The organism is Streptomyces sp. NPDC000075 (genome assembly GCF_040301925.1).
GTDB classification, from domain to species: Bacteria; Actinomycetota; Actinomycetes; order Streptomycetales; family Streptomycetaceae; genus Streptomyces; species Streptomyces polychromogenes.
Map to the genome: position 1 here is coordinate 116,016 of NZ_JBEPFL010000021.1, position 24,401 is coordinate 140,416.

The 24,401-nt window shown below is 72.0% G+C and carries 17 protein-coding genes and 3 pseudogenes; 10 read left to right on the top strand and 10 right to left on the bottom strand.

Annotated features, from left to right (window positions below; all coding sequences use genetic code 11):
• Positions 1-76 precede the first annotated feature (76 nt).
• Positions 77-994 (bottom strand): DUF6891 domain-containing protein, encoded by a 918-nt coding sequence (locus tag ABT403_RS24070; RefSeq protein ID WP_344161982.1) that lies wholly within the window; start codon positions 992-994, stop codon positions 77-79.
• A gap of 246 nt (positions 995-1,240) precedes the next feature.
• On the opposite strand from ABT403_RS24070, the gene ABT403_RS24075 reads away from it, so the two are divergent.
• On the top strand, positions 1,241-1,696 hold the full coding sequence (locus tag ABT403_RS24075) for a hypothetical protein (protein WP_344161979.1): 456 nt from the start codon (positions 1,241-1,243) through the stop codon (positions 1,694-1,696).
• A gap of 205 nt (positions 1,697-1,901) precedes the next feature.
• Here ABT403_RS24075 and ABT403_RS24080 read toward each other — a convergent pair whose 3' ends face one another.
• From ABT403_RS24080 to ABT403_RS24090, 3 genes are all read right to left on the bottom strand, one after another.
• On the bottom strand, positions 1,902-2,969 hold the full coding sequence (locus tag ABT403_RS24080) for a hypothetical protein (protein WP_344161976.1): 1,068 nt from the start codon (positions 2,967-2,969) through the stop codon (positions 1,902-1,904).
• 2 nt (positions 2,970-2,971) lie between these two features.
• The gene (locus ABT403_RS24085; protein WP_344161973.1) at positions 2,972-3,256 is read right to left on the bottom strand and encodes a hypothetical protein; all 285 of its coding nucleotides are present in this window, start codon (positions 3,254-3,256) and stop codon (positions 2,972-2,974) included.
• Positions 3,257-3,379: 123 nt separating this feature from the next.
• The gene (locus tag ABT403_RS24090; RefSeq protein WP_344161970.1) at positions 3,380-3,571 is read right to left on the bottom strand and encodes a hypothetical protein; all 192 of its coding nucleotides are present in this window, start codon (positions 3,569-3,571) and stop codon (positions 3,380-3,382) included.
• Positions 3,572-3,822: 251 nt separating this feature from the next.
• On the opposite strand from ABT403_RS24090, the gene ABT403_RS24095 reads away from it, so the two are divergent.
• The 4 genes and pseudogenes from ABT403_RS24095 (at position 3,823) to ABT403_RS24110 (ending at position 7,637) form a co-directional block, all read left to right on the top strand.
• Positions 3,823-4,629 (top strand): class I SAM-dependent methyltransferase, encoded by an 807-nt coding sequence (locus ABT403_RS24095; RefSeq protein WP_425580231.1) that lies wholly within the window; start codon positions 3,823-3,825, stop codon positions 4,627-4,629.
• A 96-nt stretch (positions 4,630-4,725) separates the two neighbouring features.
• Positions 4,726-4,881, top strand: a pseudogene (locus tag ABT403_RS24100) (helix-turn-helix domain-containing protein); the annotation flags it as partial.
• A gap of 904 nt (positions 4,882-5,785) precedes the next feature.
• A complete protein-coding gene (locus ABT403_RS39055; RefSeq protein WP_502966014.1) occupies positions 5,786-6,949 on the top strand; it encodes a hypothetical protein in 1,164 nt (387 codons plus the stop codon).
• Positions 6,950-7,079: 130 nt separating this feature from the next.
• Positions 7,080-7,637, top strand: coding sequence for a DM13 domain-containing protein (locus tag ABT403_RS24110; protein WP_344161961.1), 558 nt, complete (start codon positions 7,080-7,082; stop codon positions 7,635-7,637).
• On the opposite strand, the gene ABT403_RS24115 is transcribed toward ABT403_RS24110, so the two are convergent.
• Positions 7,565-8,305 carry a hypothetical protein gene (locus tag ABT403_RS24115; RefSeq protein WP_344161958.1) on the bottom strand — a complete coding sequence of 247 codons (741 nt, stop codon included), beginning with the start codon at positions 8,303-8,305 and terminating at the stop codon, positions 7,565-7,567. The genes ABT403_RS24110 and ABT403_RS24115 overlap by 73 nt on opposite strands.
• Before the next feature lie 191 nt (positions 8,306-8,496).
• Between ABT403_RS24115 and ABT403_RS24120 the strand changes: the two genes are divergently transcribed.
• Positions 8,497-8,889 (top strand): VOC family protein, encoded by a 393-nt coding sequence (locus tag ABT403_RS24120; protein ID WP_344161955.1) that lies wholly within the window; start codon positions 8,497-8,499, stop codon positions 8,887-8,889.
• A 42-nt stretch (positions 8,890-8,931) separates the two neighbouring features.
• On the opposite strand, the pseudogene ABT403_RS24125 reads toward ABT403_RS24120, so the two are convergent.
• A pseudogene (locus ABT403_RS24125) lies at positions 8,932-9,657 on the bottom strand (NADP-dependent oxidoreductase); the annotation flags it as partial.
• A gap of 1 nt (position 9,658) precedes the next feature.
• Between ABT403_RS24125 and ABT403_RS24130 the strand changes: the two are divergent.
• Positions 9,659-9,931, top strand: a pseudogene (locus tag ABT403_RS24130) (TetR/AcrR family transcriptional regulator); the annotation flags it as partial.
• 24 nt (positions 9,932-9,955) lie between these two features.
• Here the strand turns inward: ABT403_RS24130 and ABT403_RS24135 are convergent.
• Positions 9,956-12,817 carry a peroxidase family protein gene (locus ABT403_RS24135; RefSeq protein ID WP_344161949.1) on the bottom strand — a complete coding sequence of 954 codons (2,862 nt, stop codon included), beginning with the start codon at positions 12,815-12,817 and terminating at the stop codon, positions 9,956-9,958.
• 314 nt (positions 12,818-13,131) lie between these two features.
• On the opposite strand from ABT403_RS24135, the gene ABT403_RS24140 reads away from it, so the two are divergent.
• The 3 genes from ABT403_RS24140 (at position 13,132) to ABT403_RS24150 (ending at position 19,494) form a co-directional block, all read left to right on the top strand.
• Positions 13,132-14,838 (top strand): thiamine pyrophosphate-binding protein, encoded by a 1,707-nt coding sequence (locus tag ABT403_RS24140; protein WP_344161946.1) that lies wholly within the window; start codon positions 13,132-13,134, stop codon positions 14,836-14,838.
• Positions 14,839-14,914: 76 nt separating this feature from the next.
• On the top strand, positions 14,915-16,312 hold the full coding sequence (locus ABT403_RS24145) for a hypothetical protein (protein ID WP_344161943.1): 1,398 nt from the start codon (positions 14,915-14,917) through the stop codon (positions 16,310-16,312).
• Between the two features lie 92 nt (positions 16,313-16,404).
• A complete protein-coding gene (locus ABT403_RS24150) occupies positions 16,405-19,494 on the top strand; it encodes a patatin-like phospholipase family protein (RefSeq protein ID WP_344161940.1) in 3,090 nt (1,029 codons plus the stop codon).
• A 38-nt stretch (positions 19,495-19,532) separates the two neighbouring features.
• Here ABT403_RS24150 and ABT403_RS24155 read toward each other — a convergent pair whose 3' ends face one another.
• From ABT403_RS24155 to ABT403_RS24165, 3 genes are all read right to left on the bottom strand, one after another.
• The gene (locus tag ABT403_RS24155) at positions 19,533-21,098 is read right to left on the bottom strand and encodes an oleate hydratase (protein WP_344161938.1); all 1,566 of its coding nucleotides are present in this window, start codon (positions 21,096-21,098) and stop codon (positions 19,533-19,535) included.
• 237 nt (positions 21,099-21,335) lie between these two features.
• Positions 21,336-22,568, bottom strand: coding sequence for an RCC1 domain-containing protein (locus tag ABT403_RS24160; protein ID WP_344161935.1), 1,233 nt, complete (start codon positions 22,566-22,568; stop codon positions 21,336-21,338).
• Positions 22,569-22,623: 55 nt separating this feature from the next.
• Complete coding sequence (locus ABT403_RS24165) at positions 22,624-23,838, bottom strand: RCC1 domain-containing protein (protein ID WP_344161932.1); 1,215 nt, start codon at positions 23,836-23,838, stop codon at positions 22,624-22,626.
• Positions 23,839-24,401 lie beyond the last annotated feature (563 nt).

Below are 24,401 nucleotides of genomic sequence, written 5' to 3' on the forward strand. Positions count from 1 at the left end.
ACTCGGGGCTTCGGCCGGTGCGGTGAGAGTGCGTGCCGGGCGCCGTGGGCGCCGTGCGGGACTTTCGCAACACCCCCTAGCCCACCAGGCGGCGACGCCAGTCGAGAGGAGTGACGGTGATGGCACGGCCGGGGTCGTGGTCCCACTCGGTGTGCAGGCCGGCCGCTTCGAGGGCGGCCGCGACCTCGTGGCCGATGGCCGCGGTGGTCTCGGGTGAACCGTCGAACCCGCCGTAGAGAAGCATCAGGCCGTGGCCGGCCGCGGCGGAGTCGGTGCACTGGGTGTGGAAGTAGACGAAGCCGCGGGCATCGGGCCCGCCTTCCGCGCCGATCTCGGACTGGCCGCAGCTGCGGCAGCAGGTGAAGTTCTCGCGGGCGGTGATTCCGGCTACCCGCAGGGCGGTGAACGCGCGCGTGAGCCGCTCCGGATCGGTCTCACCCTCCCACGCGCCCTGCTCCGCGACCCGCTCCAGCCACATCCGGTCGGCCAGCGCCCGGGCCTGCTCACGCGAGACGGGCCGGCGATCCGCGGTGACCAGGTAATCCTCGGCGATTTCGGCCAGTTCGGCGCGGGTGGCGTAACCGCCGGCGAGTACCTCGCGAACGCGCCCCTCCAACTCCTCGCGGTCGCTCTCGTCGAGGTCGAGCGGCGGCACCTCGCAGACGGGGCCCATGTCCAGCGGCGACCACGCCAGACCGGCCTCCCAGCCGGCCTCCCCGAGGGCCCAGCCGGTCAGTGCCGCGACCACGGCACCGGGCCCGTCGGCCGTCGACCGGAAGTGACGGTCGGGGCCTCCGTCCCGGTACTCCAACGTGTAGTCACCACCGGCCTCGTGCCAGACCTGGGCGAAGACGTCGGGCAGGTCGGGTGCCCGCTGGACCACCAGGAACCGGTCCCCTTCGCCGCCGATGCGCCGGACCAGCCCGGCCAGTTCCTCGCCGGACACGCGGACGTGCCGCTCCCGGTTCTCCGTCTCCACCACGATCTCCAGCATGCGCAGACTCTGACACACCCCTCTGACAGCCCGACGACACGGCCGGCCGTGGGCGCCGTACCCCCGGTAGCCCGCCAGGAGTGGTTTCGCGCCGTAGAGGGGATTTTTCGCTGGTTTGATCAGAGGTGACCCGGTTCCGGGAGGGAATGAAGTGGCGTTTCGGCGCTGAAGACACTGGGCCGGACGGGTGAGCGCGTCGTTTCTTCGCTGTCGGCCCCGGACGCCGCCCGGCTACAACTTCGTTCCATGATCAAGCACTTCATGCGGCGCGGTCTCCCCGTGCTCGCCCTCGCGCTCCTGCCCGCACTCGCCTCCGTCCCGGCCGCCGACGCCTCCCCGGCGCCGGCCGCCGCCCCCGCCGCCCGCAGTGACGCCCACTTCTACGGCGGCTCCACCCTCTACAAGAACCAGGCGTGGACCTCCGGCAACGGCCGGACCGTCCTGCGCGTCCAGAGCGACGGCAACTTCGTCCTCTACAAGGACGGCCGCGCGGCCTGGCAGGCGCCGGGCGTCTGGCCCAAGGCCAACCGGGCCGTCTTCCAGGAGGACGGCAACTTCGTCGTCTACGACGCCAACGGCAACGCCGTGTGGGCCGCCGGCACCTGGCACAAGGGCGCCTACCTGTCGGTCCAGGACGACGGCAACGCCGTCGTCTACAACAGCGCGAACCAGCCGGTCTGGGCCACCAACACCGGCGACTGACCCAGCCGCCACGGCATGACGAAGGACCCCGCCGGACCCCAACGCCCCGGCGGGGCCCTTCGGGCGAGCGCCGCGCGTAGCCTGCCGGTCTCGCGACGGCCGTGCCCCGGGCGCCGAGGGCGTGGGCGGACCGGACGGCGAAGGGGCCCGCGCCGCCGGGGGGCCCGCGAGGCCCGAACCAGGGATAGGGGCCCTGAACCTGCCGTCAGGCGAAGCGGCCGCTGGGCACCGGGCCCGAAGAGCGGATCCGCTCCCGTGGGCCGTCCGCCCACAGCCCCGCCGCACGTGCGGCGAACGCGGCCAGTGCCGCGTCGGGGTCCTCCGGCGTCTGTCCGTCGCCCTCCGGCGGGGCGGGATCCGCCGCCAGGATCGCCTCGGCCAGCTCCTCGGCCGACCGGCCGTCGGCCTCCGCCCGCTCCGCCCGGCCGTCCTCGGTGACCCGCAGGCCGGGCTCCCACGGAGCCGTCACGCTCTGCACCAGCAGGGTGCAGACGTCGGCCGCCGCGCCGGGCGTCTCGGTCCAGCAGGTGGCGTGCTCGAAGAGCAGCTCGCCCGGCGCCCGCTCGGCCAGCTCGGCCACCGTTCCGGGCTCGCACGCCGTCAGGTCGTACGCGACCACCAGCACGTCCGGGGTACCCGGCCGGTAGGGAGAGGCCGGTACGCCGAGCAGCCGGGCAGCCGCCAGACCGAGGGCCCGGCTGCCGCGGTCCGGCAGCAGTCCGACGGACGCGGGCTTGCGGCCGGTGGCGTCCAGGACCGTCCGCAGCCGCTCCAGGCCGTGCCGGCAGGAGTCGAAGTCGTCCTGCAGGTACGCCCAGCGGCCGGTCATGCCCTGGTCGAAACCGTGCGGGGAGAGGGTGAGGAGCAGCCCGCCGGTCAGCACGTAGTGCCAGCCGCGCAGGTCCTGGAAGCCGGACGGCGGCAGGGCCGCAGCACGGTCGAGCATGCGCCCGACCCGTCGGCCCGGTCCCACCCAGACGCCCTCGGGCGCCGAAAGGCCGTCGAACACCTGGCGGGCCAGGTCGGTCCGGCCGGCCATCAGCGCGTTGTAGACCGTCAGGTAGCGGTCCGGCCAGTCGTCCATGAGCGAGTCGTGCTCACGCAGCAGTGCCAATGCGTCGGCGTGCCGCTCGACCTGTTCCAGCGAGGTCACCAGCTCCAGGAGCACCCGCCGGGGCGCGAGCCGTGCCTCGGCCCGCCGCTTGACCCTGCGGCGGAAGAGCCCGGTGCGCTCGGGCGCCGTCGCCGTCGCCGTCGCCGTCGCCGGTGCCAAGGTCAGGTCCAGGGCCGCGCGCAGCGCGGGGAGGCCAGGGCCGGGAGCCCGCGCTCGACGCAGGCGTAGCCGAACCGGTACAGCCGCTCCGCCTCGGCGGGCCGTGCCGCCAGGTCCGTCGAGGCCTCGGCGAGGTCGGTGAAGCCCGCGCCCTCGGCCAACTCGGCCACCAGCGGGGCGATTTCTCCGGACGTGAGCTCATCGGCGGCGAGCCGCAGGGTCCGCATCGACCCTTGGGCGTCGCCGGATTCGAAGAGCTGCCAGGCCTTGGACAGTTCGGTGGTCATGTGTCTCCGGTGATCGGGGGCAAACCTCAGGATGATCGCCGGGACCCGGCCGTACGGGCAACCCGATTTGGATGCCGCACGGGCTCCCGGCCCCGTCGGACCGAGAGTGACCAGGGCGTGCCGTCAGCGGGCGTGGTGGCGGAATCGATGCTGGCGGGGGATGTTGCTCAGCCTCCGGGTGCCGGCACGGCGGTGGGTGCCCCGGTTCCGTCGGCCCGGGAAGGGGTTGCGCCGGGCCGGGGCGCTGGGGGCCAGGGTCAACAGGGCGATGAGGCTGAGGACTGCGACGAGAATGAGCACGGTGAGGAGGGCCATGTTCCTTCCTTCCGCCGGGTTCTGACTACCTGTCGTTACTTGTTGTTACCAAACCGCCCACCGCTAAACACGCTGGGTGAAATCCCGCCATCGGCTCGTAAGGCTGACTCCCCCCGCCACCGCCCGGGAACTCGGAGGCGCCGGTGCCGGTGCGCGTCGTACCATCGGCCTCCACCGCCCCGTCGAGTACCTCCAAGGACCTCGTGAAGCACTCCGATCTCCGCGCCATGGCCCCCTCGCTCGCCGCCGGTATGGCCGCCGCCGATCACGGTCCGGACGTCCAGCTGTCCCAGACCCGCCACCGCGCTGCGCTCGTGGACGGCTGGAACATCGCGCCGGGCTCCACCGTCCTCGAACTCGGCTGCGGCCAAGGCGATATGACCGCCGTCCTCGCCGAGGCGGTCGGGCCACGAGGACGCGTGGTGGCCGTCGACGTGGCGGAGCCTTCCTACGGGGCGCCGGTCACGCTCGGAGAATCGGCAGCCCGTCTCGCGGCGGGTCCTCTCGGGCCGCGCATCGACTTCCGCTTCGGCACCGACGTGCTCGACCCGTCGCTCGGGTTCCCGGACAACACCTTCGAGTGCGTCGTACTCGCCCACTGCTCCTGGTACTTCGCCTCGCTCGGGCAACTCCGGGACACGCTGGCCCGCGTACGTCCGTGGGCGCGGCGGCTGTGCTTCGCCGAGTGGGATCTGACGCCGTCAGCCGGCGACCAGCTGGCCCACCTCCTCGCAGTGCTGATCCAGGGGCAGGCCGAGGCCGCCGGATCACACGGCCTGGGCAACGTCCGCACGCCCTTCTCCCGCGAGGAACTGCTGCGGCTCCTGCCCGGGGCCGGCTGGACGGCGGACAACAGCAGGCCGGTCGACACCGAAGGGCTGCAGGACGGCGACTGGGAGATCGAGGCCTGCCTCGACCTGGTCGGAACCCGGGAGCGTCTGGCGGCGCTTCCCGAGCCGGTGCGCAAGCTCGTCCTGAGCCAGGCCGATGTCCTGCAGGCCACCGCCAAGCCGCGCGGCAACCGCGCGCTCCCCGCGTACTCGGTCGCCGCGCACTGACACCGACGGCTCACCTGCGATAGATGTGTCATGCATACTCTCCTGGGACAGGTACGGCGGCCGGCATGGGCCGCACCGACCAGGGGACATCCGGACATGGACACCGGTACGCCGGACACCGGCGCATTCGGGACGCTGCTGCACGCCCTGCGCACGACGGCCGGGCTGAGCCAGGAGGAGCTGGCACACGCTTCGGGGGTGAGCGTGCGGGCCCTGTCGTACATGGAGCGCGGACACTCGCGGGGGCCGCAGCGCCGTACCGTGCAGGCACTGGCGAAGGCACTGGGCCTGGACACGGCCGGAGCCCGGGAGCTGGAGCACACCGCGAGCCTGGGCCGTCCCCGTGCGGCCCGCACCAGGGACGTCGTCCCGCCGCCCGCCGCCGTACCGGACGCCGGCGCGCACACGGGCGCCCCCGATCTGCTGCCGCGCGCCCCGCGCGGCTTCCACGGCCGGGCGGCGGAGCTGGCCGCTCTCTCCCGGGCCACCGCCGACGAGGCGCCCGTCTGCCTGGTCACCGGGCCCGCCGGCGTCGGCAAGACCGCCCTCGTGCTGCACTGGGCCCACCAGGGCCGTGCCGGATTCCCCGACGGGTGCCTCTACGCCGACCTGCGCGGCTTCGGCGACACGGGCGAGCCCGCCCTCATGGAGGTGCTGCGCGAGTTCCTGCTGGCGCTCGGGGTGCCGCACGGCCGGATACCGGAGTCGGCGAACGGCGCGGCCGCGCTCTTCCGCTCGTACGCCGCCGACCGCCGGCTCCTCGTGGTCCTCGACAACGCCCGGGACTCCGGGCAGGTCAGGCCGCTCCTGCCGGGTGGTCGCCGCTGCGTCACCGTCGTCACCAGCAGGCACCGGCTGCCGGGGCTGATCGTCACGGACACCGCCCGGCCGGTCGCCGTGGACGTGCTCGCCCCCGAGGACGGGACGATGCTCCTCGCGCGGGTGCTCGGCACGGAACGGGTCCACGCGGAACCGGAAGCCGCGCGACGGCTGGCCGAACTGTGCGGCGGGCTGCCCCTCGCGCTGCGGGTGGCGGCCGCCCGGCTCGCGCAGCGGCCCGGCTGGTCGCTGGGTGAGATGGCCGCCGAACTGTCCGACGAGACGCGCCGGCTGGGACTGCTGGACGTGGAGGACACCGGCGTGCGGGCGGCGCTGCGTGACGCTGCAACAGCTCCCACCCCACGTCGCCGGTCAGTTCGCGTCGCTCGGCCGCCACCCGGGTACGCACGTCGACCGGTACGCGGCCGCGGCCCTGGCGGACACGGCCCCGGCGACGGCCGAGGACTCCCTGGAGCGGCTGGCCGTCGCGCACCTCGTCACGGAGACGGCGCCCGGCCGATGGGCGATGCACGATCTCGTGCGGCTCTTCGCGCGGAGCACGGACGCCGGGCCCCACGCACTGGAGCGGGTGCTCGACCACTACATCGCGACGGCCCTCGCGGCCGTGGCGGCGGCCGAGCCCGGCAACGAGGAGTGCTTCCCGCTGCCGGCGGACCACCTGCCGCCCGCCGCCGTACGGGAGTTCGGCGACCGGCCCGCCGCCGTGGCCTGGTACGCGGCCGAGCGGGACGACCTCACCCTGGCGGTGGCCGCGGCGCACGCCGCCGGACTGCACGGCAGGACCTGGCGGCTCGTCCTGACACTGTGGCCGCTGATCGTGTGGCGCGTGCGGGACGGCTGGGTCCCGCTCCTGGAGACCGCGCTCGAGGCCGCACGGGCCGACTCCGACCGGCACGGCGAGGCACGGGTGCTGAACGTGCTCGGCTGGGTGCTGATCGAGGAGGGGCGCATCGCGGAGGCGCTGACGCACCTGGGGGCCGCGTCCGCGCTCGCCGCCGGGGCCGGCGACGCGGTGGCCGAGGCGAACGCCCTGATCGTCCTGGCCGTGGCGCAAGCGGCGCTCGGCGATCTGGACGAGGCCGCGGAGGGCTGTGAGCGGGCGGTGGAGCTGGCGCGCGGGGCCGGAGACCGGACCATCGAGCGACTGGCCATGCAGCACCTCGCCCGCCATCGGGCCGACGCGGGGAAATGGCGCCGGGCCCTCGACACGGCGACCGAGGCCCTGGCCTTCGACGACCGGCAGGGCACGGCCGACGTACCCCGGATCCTGCTGCTCATGGTGAGGGGAGAGGCGCTGCTGGGGCTGGGGGAGGAGGCCGAGGGCATCGGCCAGCTCGACCTCGCGGCCCGGGAGGCCGAGTCGTCCGGCTACGAGGACGGGGCGGTACGGGCGCTCGGCGTGCTGCTGCGGGTATCGGCGGACGCGGGACTCCGGGCACGGTACGACGCGGCGCTCGCGCGCCTGACGACCCGGCCGTGAACGGTGCCCCACCCGGCCCCGGTCCCCGGCCCCGGGGTCCGTAAGACTTTCGTCACCAGGTCAGAGCTGGTGCCGGCGGCCGCGTCCGCGTTGAATGACGGGCGACGGACCGGCGAGGAAGGGCAGTTCAGTGACGGAGACGAAGCGACGGGGACGGCTGTGGGCGGGGCTGCTGGTCGCGGCAGCGCTGGTACTGGGCCTCGGCGTGTACTGGTTCCAGCCGTGGAAGCTGTGGCAGGACGCGACCGTCCACGAGTCCCTCCCCACGGCGTCCGGCAAGGCCGCCGCATCCGGGCCCGCGTCCTCGGCGGTGCCCCCGGGAGCACCGACCGGCCCGCAGACCCTGGCCCGGGGGACACTGATCAGCCACGAGCACACCACCACGGGCACCGTGCAGCTGATCCGGCTCCCTGACGGCTCCCGCACCCTGCGGCTGGAGGGCCTCGACACCAGCAACGGCCCGGACCTGCGTGTCTGGCTCAGCGACGCCCCGGTGAAGGAAGGCGTGGCCGGCTGGTCCGTCTTCGACGACGGCAAGCACGTCAGCCTGGGCAAGCTCAAGGGCAACAAGGGCGACCAGAACTACGAGATCCCCGCCGACCTGAACTTGGCCGACTACCGCAGCGTCACCATCTGGTGCGACCGCTTCGACGTCTCCTTCGGCGCGGCCGCGCTCACCACCGCCTGACCGCGCCGCCGAGCGGACGGTGCGGTCAGCCACCGCCCGGCTGGAGCACGTTGTTGACGGTGAGCCGGTACGGGGCCCGCTGCTGGATCGTCCGTCGGCTCGTAGCGGTCGACGATCGCGAAGACCGTCGAGGCCCATGTGCCGAGGAGCTGGTGCAGCCGTCGCGGGATCTTCTTGATCTGGTAGCTGCTGGTGGTCTGCCAGCCGGTGAGGGAGGAGCCGCCGGAGGGGATGTTGTCGACGAGGACGACCACCCGGTCGTCACGGGGCTTCGGCACCCCGAATGCCTCGGCCTCGCGGGGGCGCATCACGTGCTCGAACTGTTCACCGAGGTAGTGCAGTTGCCGGTCGGTGATGACGACATCGTCTGCGTTGGAGCTGCGGCACTCGTCGCTGTCGACGCGCATGTCCCCCGTGCGGACCCAGAACTCGGCGTGCGGGGTGAGGGAGCCCAGCTGGAACTCCCGCAGCACGGTCGAGGAGGCCCAGTCGATGGTCGGCCAGGTCCGCCGCGTCCCGAGCTGCGCGTCGCCGCCCCCGTACCGCCCGGCCTTGGCCTGTTCGCCCAGGTGGGCGGAATGGGGGCCCGGTCCGGCCCGGAGGAGGCGCCGTGGGCGGGAGCGGGTGGAGACCAGGCCGCGAGCAGGACGGCCAGGAGTACGGTCCACCGACCGATGCCGCCGCGCGTGGCGAACGGGACGGAGTGGCGCATCAGGTCTTCTCCGATGGGAAGCGGATCATGCGACAAGCTAGTGAAACGGGACGTTCCGGCCGGGCCTGTCGCTCCACGCGTGTCGTCAGCCAGTCAGCCGGTCAGTCGCAAACCCCTCCCCGACCCCCAACCTTGTGAGGACACCCCATGAGAATCCACCTGACCAGCGTCTTCGTCGACGACCAGGCCAAGGCCCTGCACTTCTACACCGAGATCCTCGGCTTCGTGAAGAAGCACGACGTGCCCTTGGGGGAGACCGACCGGTGGCTCACCGTCGTCTCCCGCGACGAGCCCTCCGGCACCGAACTCCTGCTGGAGCCCGCCGGCCACCCGGCCGTCAAGCCCTACCGCGACGCCCTCGTCCGGGACGGCATCCCCCTGGCCCAGTTCGCCGTCGACGACGTACACGCCGAGTACGAGCGCCTGCGCGCGCTGGGCGTCCGCTTCACCCAGGAACCCGTCCAGATGGGCCCCGTGACCACCGCCGTCCTCGACGACACCTGCGGCAACCTCATCCAGCTCGCCACCGGGCCCGCGTAACCACGGCCCGAACCTGCCCCCCCGACGACGGTCGGGCCCGGCTCAGACGACCAGGACTCGGCGTCCCCGGGTCTGGCCGGCACGGCTGTCGGTGTGCGCGGCCGCCGCCTCGGTGAGCGGGTACGACTTCTCGACCGGGATGTGGAGCATGCCCCGGGAGATGAGGTCGACGGCCTCGGCGAGCGCGTCCGGTACGCTCCCGGCCACGCCGGAGAACCGGACGCCCAGTCGTGGCGCATCGAGGTCGGCGATGGAGACGACCTTGCGCGGGTCCCCGGTCAGGCCGACGAGTTCGCGGATCACGCCCGCGCCGGCCAGGTCGAGGGCGGCGTCGACCCGGCCCAGCCGCCGCACCCGGTCGGCCCAGCCCTCGTGGTAGGTCGTGGCGAGGGCGCCCAGGCCGCGCAGGTAGTCCTGGTTCGCGGCCCCGGCCGTGCCGATCACCGTGATGCCGCGCGCGCGGGCGATCTGCAGGACCGCCGACCCGACGCCGCCGGACGCACCGCTGACCAGCAGGCTCTGCCCGGGCCGCACGCCGACCTCGCGGATGACGCGCAGAGCGGTCTCCACCACCGACGGGTACCCGGCCGCCTCCTCGAAGGGCAGTCCGTCGGGTATCCGGGCCCAGGCCGACAGGACGGCGAAGTCGGCGTAGGTGTCGGTGCCCTCGCCGAACACGTGGTCGCCGATCTCGATCCCCTCGACGCCCTCGCCGATCTCGTCCACCACCCCGGCGGCGTCCAGCCCGAGGCCGGCGGGCAGTCGGACCACGGCGGAGGCCGCCGCCCCCCTCCGGCGCATGATCGAGGGGTCGTCCGCCCTGCGGGAGTACGAGGAGTCGATGAGCCTGCGTCACGGACAGGCACTGGCAAGGGCGATGACCGCCGATCCCCACCTGTCCCGGAGCGCGACGGCCTGCGAGGCGACCGCGCGGTTCGCCATCGACGCCTACGCGCTCGCCTGCCGGGCGGACGATCCCGGGGCCACGGTGGACGAGGTCTTCCGGATGATCGAGGCGGCCTGGGAAGTCACCGCCCCCTGACGCGGGCTCGCCGATGACCGACGCTCACCCGCGGCCTCCCCCGGCGCCGTTGGCGGGAGCCACGCGCCAGGGTGCGAAGGCGCTCGCCGTCCGAGGCAGGGAGCCCGCCAGTTCTGGGCAGTGCCGCAGCACCACGCTGGTCATGCCGTTGCGCTCGATCCAGTCCATGCCCAGGGGCGTGTACACCTCCGGCCTGAAGTCGACGGTGAGGAAGCGGTCGCTCTGCAGGCGCCGTGTCGCCATCAGGATGAAGATGCGGAAAGCCGTATCGCTGAAGCCGAAGCCGTGCGGCGGGTTCTCGGCGAAGAGTCCCACCATGGTGTCGATGTGATCGACCTCGCGGTAGACCTCCTTCAGGCGGGCGACCGTCTCCGCATCGCAGGAGAGGTCTTCGAACCGCCGCAGACGCGGCTTGTGCAGGCCGGCCCGGAAGTCGTTGTACCGGGGAACCCCGCGGCGCCGGGTCCGCACCAGGTCGACCACGGACAGGTCGATGATCTCGCCGTCCCGCTCGAACGCCTGGAGAGCCCGGGGATAGTTGTGCAGGGTGATCGCGCCGGGATGGGCCGTGCCGAGCGAGTACAACGAGTTGGCCAGACCGGTCTTGCGCATCAGCGGTTCCGTGGCGGAGCCCTGAAGGTCGTTGAACCCGAGGGTCTCCAGCCGCCGGCCGAGACGGTGGTCCACGATCTCGAAGTCGTCGGGGAGCAGGGGGTGCATGCGGTAGACGGTGACGAAGTCCTCGGTGAGGGAGTACGGAGCGCCATGGTGGTCCGGCAGGGTCTTGGGGATGCCGGTCAGCGAGTGCGACTCGAAGAGCCACAGCCCCAGCTGGTCGAGCCATTTCCGCGGCGGACCCTGCCAGTTGGTCTTGAGCCCGATGTCGATCACTTCGGTGGCGAGGATCGCTGGAGTCCACTCCACGGTGTGGATCTTCGCGATGAGTGCCGACACGACGAGCCGCGCCGTCTGGTAGACGCGCTCCTCGGTCAGGCGCGGGTATTCCCGCCGCAACGCCTCGCACACGACGTTGTGTTCCCGGGCGAAGAGGGTCTGCATCGCGCTGAGGCCGTACCACCAGCTCTCCGCGAACCCGGTGAGCGGAAGGCCGTTCGGCCCGACCGGAAGGTGGCCGTCGTCCAGCCGCAGGGTGGCGCCGCCGTCCGGTACGCGCAGCGACATGCCGGTCTCCCTGTCGCCGCCGTACACCTCGGAGCCGTCCCACCAGTGGGACGCCGCGTTGGCGAAGAGCGTGGGCGGCCCCTTGCCGTCGGCCGGGTGCAGCCCCTCGTTCTCGGCGAAGCGCATCACCTTCTCGGTCGGCCCGCCCGGTGTGTTCCGCCACGTGACGTCGGGCGGGAGCGGTACCTCGACGGTCGTCGTACCGGTCGGGTAGCGCTTGTGGTTGACCCAGTCGTGGACCTGGAACTGGATCCAGGCGGCGGCCAGGATGTTGAGCGAACGCGCCGGGATGAAGGCGTCGCGGTGCAGCAGTTCCCTGCTGACCGTGACCGGGTTGGGCACGTCGAACAGCTCCGGCCGGTAGACCGGGGGAAGGTTGCGGCCGAAGGCGGCCCCGACGGCGCCCATGGTCGGCGCGGACAGGTCGTTGTAGGTGCCGTCGTAGCTCCGTGCGACCCGCATGCTCTCGTCGATGGCCGCCGGTACGGGCCGGGTCCTGGGCGGAGCCTCGTGGGGGTCGGTGTCGATCAGGTTGGACCGCCGCAGCTGCTGCCGCAGGGCCACGAGGTTCAGCAGGCCGAGGGGGACGGGCAGCCGGTGCCAGGGGACGAACCGGTTGAGGCCGCGGAAGGCGCCCCGCAACGGTACGCCCAGTACGCCGTTGCGCCGGGGCTGCACGTTGGCGAACCGCTGTCCCAGGCGGTGGGCGCTGCTGGCCTCGTAGGCGACCTTGCGGGCGCGGTTGAGGTTCCCGAGGGGCCGGAACGCCTCGGTGCTGTTCCACGGGTTGAAGGCGAGCTGCTCGACCCGTTCGGCCGCGGCCCGCGCCTCGGCGGAGTCGATGTCCTGGCACGGGACGGTGAGTGTGGCCACGCGGACGGGCGGGGTGTCCTGCTCCTTCCACTCGGCCGTGCCGTCCTCGACGGGTGTGCGGCGGGCGTCGACGTAGCGCTGCACGTACAGCTCGAAGACGACGTCCGCCTTCTTCAGCCGCTCCGCGAGCTCGTGGTGCAGATGATCGGGGTCACCGGGGGAGGGGTCCGGGGCCGGCGGTGCGTCCCCGGCCGGGCGCAGCTGGTACCGGACCGGTCCGGCGTCGCCCCACAGGATGGCGCCGCGGCTCCAGTACGTCTCCAGAGCCAGGCTGCGCACGGTGTGGCGGGTGCCGGCACGCACGTTGTGGCGCATGCGTGCGGCGGTGGACCAGCCGACCGCGAGCGGCAGCGTGACGAACAGCGCGAAGGCCTTGCGCGGCGTGGAGTCGGCGCCCGCCATCGCCTTCGCGAATTCGACGAACTCGCGCGCGTCGCGTGCGTGCGAGACCGGATGGCTCGTCATGAGCAGGTCGTGGGACTCGTCCGGTCCGACCGCGATGCGCAGTGCCGCTCCGCGTAGATCGGGGGCGTGGTCGGGCTGGCGGGAGCCGTTCGCGTTCGAGAGCCGTACGGTGGCGGGATACTCGGCGCCGGGGCTCGCGAAGCCGGTCCGCAGGTCCGGCGGCAGGTCGTCGCTGAACCGCAGGCGCGCGTTCTCCGCGCCGAGGATCCCCTTGGCGTGGAAGGTCCGCGCGATGTCGGCGGCACCGCCGCGTTTCCTGGACTTGAGCTGGACCCGCATGAGGTCACGGGCAAGCCGCTCGAAACAGAGCCGTTCCACATCCGGGTGCCCGCCCACGTACCGCTCGTACCGGCCGATCTCGTCCATGTGCGCCTCTTCGCCAAGGCGCACCCCGTCGGCCGGACGCGAAGCTGGGGGCCGTGCCGGGGCGGCGCCGCGCGGCTGCCCGGGACCGGAGACCGGTCCTGCGGGCACCTTCGTTACACACGGCAACCCTGACGCACCGACGCGACGGCGTCGCGCGCAACGGCGCAGACGGGTGGTGCCGGGCCCGTGCCGTGTGCGGGGGCGGAATGCACCGGGCGATGGCAAGCTGGATTCCGGAATCCGACCAGCGGCAGGAAATTCGAACATCCGAGCATGCGCGAGGGGGAGCGAACGGACGAGCCGAGGGAAGGGCCATGAGAGTTTACGAAGCCCTGGTCAAGGGGCTGGAGGGACTCGGGGTACGGGCCGCGTTCGGCGGCGCGGGAGAGAACGCCGCCGGCCTGATGCTGGCGCTGAAGCATTCACGGCGGATCCGGCCGGTCATCACCCGGCACGAGCAGGCCGCCTCCTTCATGGCCTGCGGATACGCGATGTACACCAACGAACTGGGCTTCTGCTTCGCGACGGCCGGACCGGGCGCCTTCAACCTGTTCTCCGGCCTGGCCGTGGCGATGTCCGACTCCTACCCGGTGCTGGCCGTCTCGGGATACGCGTCGAGGGCGTGGCAGGGATGGGGTTCGCTCAACGAGACCTCGGGGCTGAACAGGACGCCCGACTCGCGGGCCATGTTCGCGGCCACCACGAAGAAGTCCTTCCTGCTCACCGACGCCGCCGACACGTGCGACGTGCTCGAGGAGGCGGTCAACATCGCGTTCGAGGGCAGGCCCGGACCGGTCCACATCCATGTCCCCGAGGACCTCACCCACCACGGCGTCGAGGTCACGAACTTCCGTGACGTCCGGCTGGACGTGGCGCCGGTCGTCCCGGATCCGGCGCGCGTCGAGGAGATCGCGGTGATGCTGGCCGAGGCCCTCGCGCAGCACAAGCGGATCGTGGCCCTCGTCGGCTTCGGCGCGATCCGCAGTGGGGCGGGAGCGGAGGTCCGGCGGCTGATCGAAAGGTTCCGGATCCCCCTGCTCACCACGCTGGACGGCAAGGGCATCGTGTCGGAGGGACACCCGCTGTCCGTGGGCGTCTTCGCGGACAGCGGTCACTCCAGCGCGTGGAAGGCCTTCCGCGAGGCCGACGTCGTGCTGTGCATCGGCAACTCCCTGAACCAGCACGCCACGTTCAACTACCGCGAAGACCTCTTCGCGGACAAGGTGCTCGTCCACGTGAACATCTCCGAGGCCGAGTTCCGGAAGGCCTACAAGCCGGACTACCCCCTGCACGCGGACGCGCGCCTGGCCGTGGCGGCCCTCCACGAGGCGCTGGACGCGAAGGCCGGCGAGGTCCCCGCCGCCGAGGTGGCGGGCCGCGACTACGAGGCCCGTCACATCGTCCATCTGACCGGGAAGATCCATCCGGGGGAGCTGGCCCAGGCGATCGGCCGGCTGCTGCCGCCCGGGGGAATCCTGCTCGCCGACGCGGGAGCACACCTCGCCTGGCTCGGCTACTACGTGGAACTGGAGCAGGGGCAGAACTTCCGCAAGGCCGGTTCGTTCGGACCGATGGCGGGCCACGTCAACGGGGCCATCGGCCTGAAGCTCGCGCACCCGGAGCGGACCGTCGTCGTCGGCTGCGGCGACGGGTGCTACTCGCTGTCCGGCTTCGAGCTGATGACGGCCGTCGAGAACGAGATCCCCGTCATCTGGGTCATCTTCGACGACGAGGAATTCAAGCTGATCAAACTCTTCCAGCTCACCACCTACGGGGAGACGGGGCTCGTCGAGTTCCAGAACCCCGACTTCGCCGCGTACGCACGGGCATGCGGGGCCGACGGCTACCGCGTCGAGACGCTCGACGGATTCGAGCAGGCCTTCCGCACGGCGCTGGCCTCCAACCGGCCCACCCTGATCGACGCCAGGATCACGCGCTGGGCCGTTCCCCACTACAGCCCGTCCCCCGACGGCGTCATCGCCGGACTCGTGGAGACGGTCGAAGCCCGCCTCCGCGACTGACGGCGCCCGCCGCCGTGGTACGGCATGGACGTCCGGGCCACGACAGGCCGCGGGCGCGTCCCGAAGGGACCGAGGTATGAACGACCCGCTGAACTCCCGCGGCCGCGCCGGGTTCGAGGCCCTGATGAACCGGCCCCTCCTCACGTCGATCTGGCGCCGCCGCACCCACCGCGTCAGCCGGGGCAGCTCGGTCGAGGCCGGTTCGATGAGCTGGGCCTCCGCCGAACCGCGCACCCCCCTCACCGAACTCGAAGAGGCCGTCCTGATCGCCATGACCGGGTGCTCCGGCCTCACCATGCCGGACCGTCCCTTCGCCGACCCGCGCAACGGCAAACCCATCATGGCCAAACCGAACCTCAACATGCCGGGCAGGACCGCCGGCAGCCCCGACAACGCCCAGGGCACACACTTCTTCCTGATCAACGACACCGGCACCTACTTCCTGCGCAAACCGCCCCCGCCGGCCGACGGTTCGACGCCGGAGTTCGACCCCGAGACCCTGTGCGCCCGCGCGGCCGAGGCGAAGGTACGGCTGCTCGACCACCGCCTCGACGTACCGGACGGCAAGCGGGACTTCCCCGCCTACCTCGACTCCAACCGCTTCCTGTCGAACCTGCCCGGCACCACCATCCTCCTCCCCGTCGTGGACCTTTCACGGCAGTACATCAACGGGCTGATGTACCTGCTGACCCAGCCCGAGGGAGCACGCCCGCTGATCGTCGACGACCGCAACCTCTACCGCCCGGCCGGCGTGCGCAAGTGGGTGAAGTCGGGATTCCTGAACGAGGACATCAAGCTGCCGCTCGGCGCCATCTGGGCCATGCGTACGCAGATCGAGGCCGACCTGCTGCTCCAGAACCTCATGCTCACCGCCGACGCCATGGGCCTGGGAGCCTGGATCCACGCCTCGCTCGCCCCGCCGATCATGCTGGGCGACCCGAAGTTCCGCGCCGACTACGGCCCCATGCTCGGCTTCGACTGGACCGTCCCGCGGTGGAGACCGGCGGACGTCCTGCGCTGGCACGTGCCGCTGCCCCGCTACGCGAACCTGCGGGCGGCCCCCGTCGCCCTGCGCCACGACGGCGAGTACCTCATCAAGGCGATGTGCCCGCCCAACTACGCCGGCATGGGCGACGCGGTCGACGCCGTGGTGGCCGGCAAGTTCGGACCGAAGGGCATCTACGCCGACGAGGGCTTGTTCGCCCGCATCTACCGCGGGGACTTCGGCAGTCGCTACCTGCACCAGGCCAGTGACTATTCCGCCGACGTCATCGCCTGCACGCGGGACATCTGCACCTACATCCACGAGACCCACGGGCGCTTTCCCGCACACTGCGACACCATCCACGTCCCGGGCGTCTGGCTCCAGACCCATCACGTCGAGAACGGCTACTACGAGAAGTTCTTCCGCGACGGCCTGACCGAGTCCCATCGCACACACGACCGGAACTGGCACGGACCGGACGCCTACTGACCCGGCCCCGAGTGGGGCCGAGCGGGTCCTGTTTCCGTCACGCGCACCACCCATAACGGCACCAAACGTACCCGGGCCGCTACTCTGCGTGCATGCCGAATGCGCAGGCGCAGCTGAAGCTGCGGGAGGTGCCGGGCTGGGCGGTGGGGCTGTGCCTGTCCGGGCTCGCCGCCGGTCTCTCGATGGTCCTCTGGTACGGGGCGGCTCCGCCGTTCGGCGCCAGGCCCCCGGGAGACGGCGAGCTCCTGCTGCAGTTCGCGGGGACCCCCGCGCGGGCCCGCGCCCTCGTGAAGGCCGGAGGCGGAGCCGAGCTCTTCCAGGACGGACTCGTGCTGGACTGGCGCTGGTTCATCCCCGGGTACGCGGCGGCCCTCGCCGGTGCGTTCGGACTCGGCCACCTGCTCCTCTACCGGAAGGCCACGCGCCTGTGGGCCCTGCGCGCCCTCTTCCTCACCCCCGTGGCGGTGGCGGCGGACTGCGTGGAGAACGTCTTCCTCTGGAAGGCCCTGGACGGGATCAAAGCCGACCCGAAGGGACCCGTAGCGCCCTTGGCCGCCTTCGCGCACAGCGGCCCGGAGGGTGACCTGGAGGGCAACCTGCAGTGGGCGAGCCAATGCGCCCAGCTGAAATGGGCACTCGTCATTCCGCTGGTGGCGGCAGCCCTCCTCACCGTCGCCACCCTCTGCTCCCGCCGCCTGCTGGCCCCCGCCCTGGTGCGCGGCACGAGCGAAGACCGCCCCCGTCCGGTCGTGGAGTACGCCGATCAGCCCGCCGCGGACGGGACGGGCCTGCCGGACGTGATCCTCCCGCCCGCCGCACCCCACGACTGGGAACCCCTGTCCCAGTGGACCGCTCCGGACCCGGCGAGGCCGCCCCTGGCCGAGGACCCGAAGGACACGGCCTCGGCCCGCTGGCGCAACCGCCGCTACCAGCCGCCCTCCCGCAACCCCGGTGAGCTCGGCTTCTGCGTCTCCGGCGGCGGCATCCGGTCGGCATCGGTCACCCTGGGAGCTCTGCAGGCGCTGCGCCCCGAACTGCTCAAGGCCGACTACCTGGTGTCGGTGTCCGGCGGCGGGTACACCGCAGGCGCCTTCCAACTGGCCCTGACCGACGCCCGGTTCGTGGACGCGCAGGGCAACCCCTCGGTGCCGCGGCCCGGCCTCGCGCGGCCTGCGGACGCGTTCGCGCCGGGCAGCCCGGAGGAGGACCACATCCGCCGGCACGCGAAGTACCTCGCGGACGCCCCCAAGGAGAGGCTGCACGCGGCCGGGGCGGTGCTGCGGGGGATGGCCGTCTCCTTCGGCATGCTGGCCCTCGTCTTCACCGTGGCGGGCCAGTTCCTGAACGCGTTCTACTCGCGGCTCCCGCTGACCGACCTCCACCGCTTCGTCCCGAGGCCGAAGGTGTTCGTGCCGACCTGCCGGAACCCGGCGCTCCCGGTGTGCCCCGGGCCGCCGGAGACGTTCCTGCCGCCCTTCCACCTGTACCCGAACGCCTGGCAGCCCGTCCTCGCCCTGCTCGGCCTGGCCGGCCTCGTGTCGGTGGCCTTCGCCTTCGGCGGGGCCTGGACCAAGGCGTCCCGCCCCGCCTGGCTGCGCAGCATCGTGAAGGCGATCGTGGCGCTGGCCCTGGTGGTCGCCGTGCTCTCCATCGTCCTTCCGGCGGTGATCTGGTTCTTCGCCTGGCTGGCCCACGAACAGGGAGTGGTCTACAGCGACGGCAGGGGGCTGTCCGTGCTCGCCGCTCTCACCGGGGCGGCGACCGCGGTCGGAACCTGGTTCACCGTCGTGCACAAGACGGCGAAGCAGCTGACGCCCGGCGGCGAACGGACCGGCCTCTTCCGCAAGGGCGGCGGCCCCTCTCTGGTCGTCCAGGTCGGCGGCGGCTGGGTCAAAGCCGCGGTGTGCTGGCTGGTGCTGGCCCTGGTCGCGTTCTTCTACCTCGCCCTCATGACCTGGACCGCCGTCTACGCGGGCACGTGGAGCATCTGGTGGAAGGCCGGCATCCCGATCGCACTCATCGTGCTGTCACTCGTGATCGACCAGACCACCTTCAGCCTCCACCCCTTCTACCGCCAGCGGCTGGCAGGCGCCTTCGCCGTCCGCCGCGCGGTGCTGAAGGGCGGCTCGGTCGGCGCCCTGCCCTACGACTACAACCACGAATCGACCCCGCTGCACCCCTACGCGGAGCGGGTGGCCGGATTCCCCCAGGTCATCTTCGCCGCGACGGCCGCCGTCTCGCTGCGCAACCGCACCGCGCCCGGGCGCCCGGCCGTACCCTTCACCTTCGCCTCCGACTACTGCGGCGGCCCCGACACCGGCTGGGTCCGCACCGACACCCTCCAGAAGACCGCCCCCGAGCTGATCGGGCGCGACCTGACCGTCCAGTCCGCCGTCGCCGTGTCAGGAGCCGCCTTCGCCTCGGCGATGGGCTCCCAGACGATGTTCATGGAGCGGCTGCTCGCACTGTCCAACGTACGGCTGGGCACCTGGGTTCCGAACCCCCTCTACATCGCGGAACTGGCGAAATACGGCCCCGACCGGATCATGCCCCGGCTGCCCCGGGTACGGCGGCTGCGGTACCAGCTCCAGGAACTGGTGGGCTGGTTCTCGGACACCACGCCCCTGCTGCTGTGCACCGACGGCGGGCACTTCGACAACCTCGGCCTGGTCGAGATGCTGCGCCTGCGCTGCCGGACCGTCTACGTCATCGACGCCTCCGGGGACACACCGCCCCTGGCCACCACCCTCGCACAGGCGGTGACGCTCGCCTACGAGGACCTCGGCGTGAAGATCACGTTCAACCGGGAGCAGGGCCGCAACCTGCTGGACCTGGTACCCGGCAGCGGCAAACCCCTCTCGCCCGAGACGCCGATGGCCGCCCTGAACGCCCGCTTCTCCGCGACCTGCGTGGTGCGCGGCACGATCGAGTACCCGGAGGAGGTCGAGTTCTCCCCGGGCACCCCGAAGGACACGAAGGGAACGATCATCTTCGTGAAGGCCGTCCTGACGCCCGACATGCCGGAGGACCTGCTGAGCTACGCCCTCCGCGAGCCGGCCTTCCCCCGCCAGGCCACCTTCGACCAGTGGTTCGACCACGCCCAGTTCGACGCCTACCGTGCGCTCGGCCACCACATCGGCGACAAGGCCGGAGAACTCCACCCCCACACCCAGGACACGTAGCCGCCCGCCTCCGGGCGCTTCCGCGCCCGGAGGCCCGCTCAGCGCCGGTGCAGGGTCTGCAGTGCCTCGATGAGGATCTTCGGATCGTGCCGGCCCTTGTAGACGGGCGGGGGCTGCCGGTCGAGCCGCAGCAACCGGGCGACGGCGGTCCAGGCGGTGCGTACGGAGTACTCGACGGTGAAGACCACGTCGTCGGGGACCTCGGCGTACTGGCCGATGAAGGCCAGGTTGGTGGAGCCCGCCGGCACGACCGGGGGGCGGTCGCCGGCTTTGCGGACCAGGAACTGGCTGGTGATGTAGGGCATCTTCGCGGGGATCACCAGGGACCCGTCCAGGATCCGCTGTCGCTCGGCGAACGGCAGATGCCCGAGCACCTCGTCGAGGATCTCCCGGCCGGTGCACTCGGACATGGGCTTGTCGACGAAGTCGCCCCGCCGGTCGGGGAACAGCGCGTATCCCCACCATACGAACGTGTCCTCGGGCTGGTCCCGGAAATGCGGCTGGTGGTTGAGCACGATGGTCAGCAGCCAGCTGGACTGCTTGAAGGTGATCAGGCCGCCCTTGCCCGCCTCGCTTCCGCTGAACTCCTCCATCAGTTTGAAGAAGAGCGGGTCCTTGGTGGTGACGGTGAACGACTCCCAGGTGGAGTCCTCGATGTGGGAGTCGAACACCTTGGGGTCGCCCAGTCCGGGGCGCTTGGCGGCGAGGGTCTCCCACAGCTGCCAGGCTCCGCTGGGGGACGTGGTGTCCAGGGCCGGGACGGTATCGGTGGAGCCCAGGGTGGAGTTCGCGGTCATGGAACCGTTGGTCACCATCACCAGGTCGTCCGGGCCGACGGCCGTCCGGCCCGGTGTCCCGCCGCGCTCCCACACGAGCGCCTCGACGGTCAGCGCGTCGCCGTCGGCGAGGTGCAGGTCGGTGACGCGGGTGCCGAGCTGAAGGGTGACACCCTGAGCGGTCAGCCACGCCAGGAGGGGCCGCACGATCGAGTCGAACTGGTTGAAGCGGGTGCGGTAGATGCCCGACATGGTGTCGAAGGTCTTGAACAGGTGGACGAAGCGGTTGAGGTAGCGGCGGAACTCGATCGCGCTGTGCCAGGGTTCGAACGCGAACGTGGTGCACCACATGGCCCAGAAGTTGCTGGTGAAGAACTCCTCGTGGAACAGGTCCGAGATCCGCTTGCCGTCCAGGAGCCGCTCAGGTGTGGCCACGCACGTCACGAGTTCGAGGCGGTCCCGTTCGGAGAACGTCATCGAATGCGCGTCGATGAGGCGTCCGTCGGCGTCGACGAGGCGGGCGTGGTCGTCCCAGGCGAAGTCCTCGTGGAACGCGAACGTGTCCTCCGTGACCGACTTGGCCGGGTCGTCCAGCGACGGAATGGAGGACAGCAGGTCGTAGGTGCAGTCGAAATGGATCTCGAACATGCGGCCGCCGCGCATGGTGTACCCCGTCTCCGGGGATCCCGCCGCGTCCAGGCTCCCGCCCTCGCGGTCCTGTTCCTCCAGGATCACGATGTCGCTCCCCGGGAACCCGCCCTCGCGGATCAGGAACGCCGCCGCCGCCAGCGAGGCGATTCCGCCGCCCACCAGATACGCCTTCGCCACTTCCCGTTCCTCCATCCGGTGGACACCGCCTCAGGGGCGGAAGACCCCCCATGGGTTCCCCGGCGCACCCGCCCCGACACGGCGGCGCCCCCCGGATCCCCGGTTCGGCCCAGCGCGGGCCCTGCCCGGCTGTGAGCGGGTCAGCGGGGGCGGCGCGGCGGTGCCTCGTGGCTCGCGGCGCCCCCGCCGCGGGGATCCTCAAGCCGCCGGGGAGGGATCGCCCGCAGTGCCCGTCGGTCAGTAGGCGTAGCTGGAGCGGCCGTTCGTGGAGGCCGCGACGTGGCTGATGTCGCTTCCTGCGGGGAGGGCGACGACGGGGGTGCTCGAAGCCGCGGTGCTGCCGCTGCCGAGCTGGCCGTTGGTGTTCGCACCCCACGCGATCACGGAGCCGTTGTCGAGTGCGGCGAGGGTGTGTTCAGGGCCGCCGGCGACCTCCTTCACGCCCTGGACGGCGTCGATGGGAACCGCGGTGGTGCGGTCGTCGGTGTATCCGTCTCCGAGCTGACCGGAGCCGTTGTCCCCCCAGGCTCTCAGGCTGCCGTCGTCGAGGACGGCGAAGCTGCCGTTCGTGGTCGCCGCCACCTTCGCGACGGAGTCCAGGTACTGGACGGTGACGGGTACCGTGCTGCGCACCGTGCTGTCGTTGCCCAGTTGTCCGTCGCTGTTGCGCCCCCAGGACTTGACGGTGCCGTCCGCCGCCAGGGCCAGGACGTGGGCGCATCCGACCGAGATGGCCACGACGTCCGTGAGGGCCTTCACCTGCTTGGGGGTGTTGCTGTTGGTCCTCTCGTCGTCGTTTCCGAGGCGCCCGTCGGCGGCCGCCCCCCAGGCCCAGACCGTGCCGTTGTCGCGCAGGGCGACGCTGAACTCGCAGCCGGCTCCGACGTCGACGACCCTGTCCAGGCTCTGCACCGGCACGGGGGTCTTCTGCGCCCCGCCGGGGTCGGCGGCCGTCACGCCGTTGCCGAGCTGGCCGCTGGCGTTGCTGCCCCAGGACAGGACGCGGCCGTTGCGGACGGCGAGGGCGTGGTTGGAGCCCGCGGCGACGTGGCTGACGCCCGAGAGTCCGGCGACCGCGCCCGGGGCCACCTGGGTGTTCGTGGTGCCGTTGCCGATCTGTCCCGAGCCGTTGGCGCCCCAGGACATCACGGTGCCGTCCTTCAGCAGGGCGACGGCGAAGGAGGTGGCGGGCGTGGTGGCGGTGCCGGTGCCGCTGCTTTCGGCTCCGCCGGCCGCCAGTTCCTGGAGGTCCTGCCGGGCGATGCCCTGAACGTTCGTCGGCGTGAGCTGGAGGGTGGCGTTGCCGTTGCCGAGCTGCCCGCTGGCGTTGTTGCCCCAGCTGCGGGCCCAGGGGTCGCTGCTGTCCGCGCGTGCGGTGAGCGTGGACGCGGTGAGTGCGGTGAGCGTGAACGCGGTGGTGAGGGTGACAGTGGTGGTGCGGGTGACGGTGCTGGTGCGGGTGAGGGGCATGCCTGGGCCTTTCGACGGGGTGGGGATGCCGGGTGCGGTCGGGGCGGCGTCCACGTCAGTACGCGTAGGAGGTGTTGCCGCCGAGCGAGGCCGTGACGTCCTTGATCGCGGAGCCTTGGTCGAGGATGTCGACCGGGCTGTAGCGGGGGGTGGTGGTGCCGTTGCCGAGCTGGCCCTCGCTGTTGTCGCCCCAGGTGAAGACCTTGTCGGCGGTGACGGCGATGCCGTGGCGTGCTCCGGCCGCCATGTGCTGGACGCCTTCGAGGCGGCGGATCTCGATGGGGGCGGTGCGGTTGGTGCGGAGGGTCCCGTTGGCGAAGTCCTCGTCCGTTTCGAGGAGTTGGCCGTACTGGTTGCTGCCCCAGCCCCAGACCCGGCTGTCGTTGGTGCGGACGTAGTTGTGGTCGGCGCCGGCGTCGATCTCGACGACGCCCTCCAGCCAGTCGACGTCCACGGGCACGCTGGAGGAGGTGGTGCTCGAATCGCCGAGCTGGCCGTAGAGGTTGTAGCCCCAGGACTTCACGGTGTTGCCGGAGGTCCTGGCGAGGGCGTGGTGGCAGCCGGCGTCGACCTCCACGATGTCGTCCAGCCCTTTGACCCGGACGGGTACGGAGCTCAGCGCGCGGCTGCCGTTGCCGAGCTGGCCGTGGACGCCGCGGCCCCAGGCGTAGACGGTGCCGTTCTCCAGGAGGGCCAGGCTGAAGTCGCAGCCCGCCGAGATCTGCGATACCCGGGGCGGGAGCTGGACGCGGTCGGGAACGGTGCGGCTTTCGCCGGTACGGTTGTTGCCGAGCTGGCCGTAGGCGTTGTTGCCCCAGGAGTACACCTGGCCCCGGTCGTCGAGGGCGAGGGCGTGTGAGCCTCCGGCGGCGATGTCCTTGATGCCGTTCAGGCGCGGGACCGTGGCGGGTACGGCCTGGCTGGCGCGCCCGCCGTTGCCCAGCTGGCCGGAGGAGTTGTGCCCCCACGCCTTGACGGTCTTGTCCGTCAGGGCGAGGACGAAGGAGTCGGAGGAGGAGCTGCCTCCCGCCGACATCTTGTCCACGTCGCCCCGGAAGAGGCTGGTCACCGAGGCGGGGGAGAGGCTGTCGGCCGTGGAGCCGTTGCCGAGTTGCCCTGTCCGGCCGGCGCCCCAGGCGAGGACGGTCGGATTCCCCTCGTTGGCGGCGGCGGGCGGAGTGGCTGCCGGGACGGCGGCCAGTGCCACGGCGGCCACGGCGGCGGTGGCGAGTGTACGAGGGGCCAGGGTGCGGCCCGCAGGACGGTACATGGAGTCTCCTCGACGAGAGTGGGGGGCAGGACGGCCCGGGGGCGGGGGCGGCAACGGGCCCTGGTGCGCCGGGTCCGGGGCGCAGCGGGTTCCGGTGTGCGCGAAGGCCGTGGAAGGGTCGCCGGCCTGGGCGCCCGGGTTGCGGGTGTCGGCGCCCGGGGGCTGCCGGAGAGACACCGGCGCCCGAGTCAGGGATACCAACAGATTGTCCGAATGATTCCGGAGCGTGAGCGGAGACCGCCGAGCCCACCCGTGCGCCCGCCCTCCGTACGGGTTGTGGCCGCCCGCGCCGGTCCTGCGCCATCGCGGTGAACCCGGGACGCGTGCGGCGCGTTGGGTCGCGCGTCGCGAAGTCCCGGCCGGTTGGCCGCGTCCACCGGGGTCGGCCGGCGGCGTCCGGCCGGGGTGCCGGTGATCCGCGACGCATCGAACGGGTCCCGCGCGTCGAGGTTTACGGCGGGCGACCGGGTGGTGCCCGGGTGTCGCCGATCCCCGAACGGCTGTGGATCCAGCGGCCGTCGCGGGCTGCGGACAGGATGCGCCGATGAGGTGAGGCGGTATCG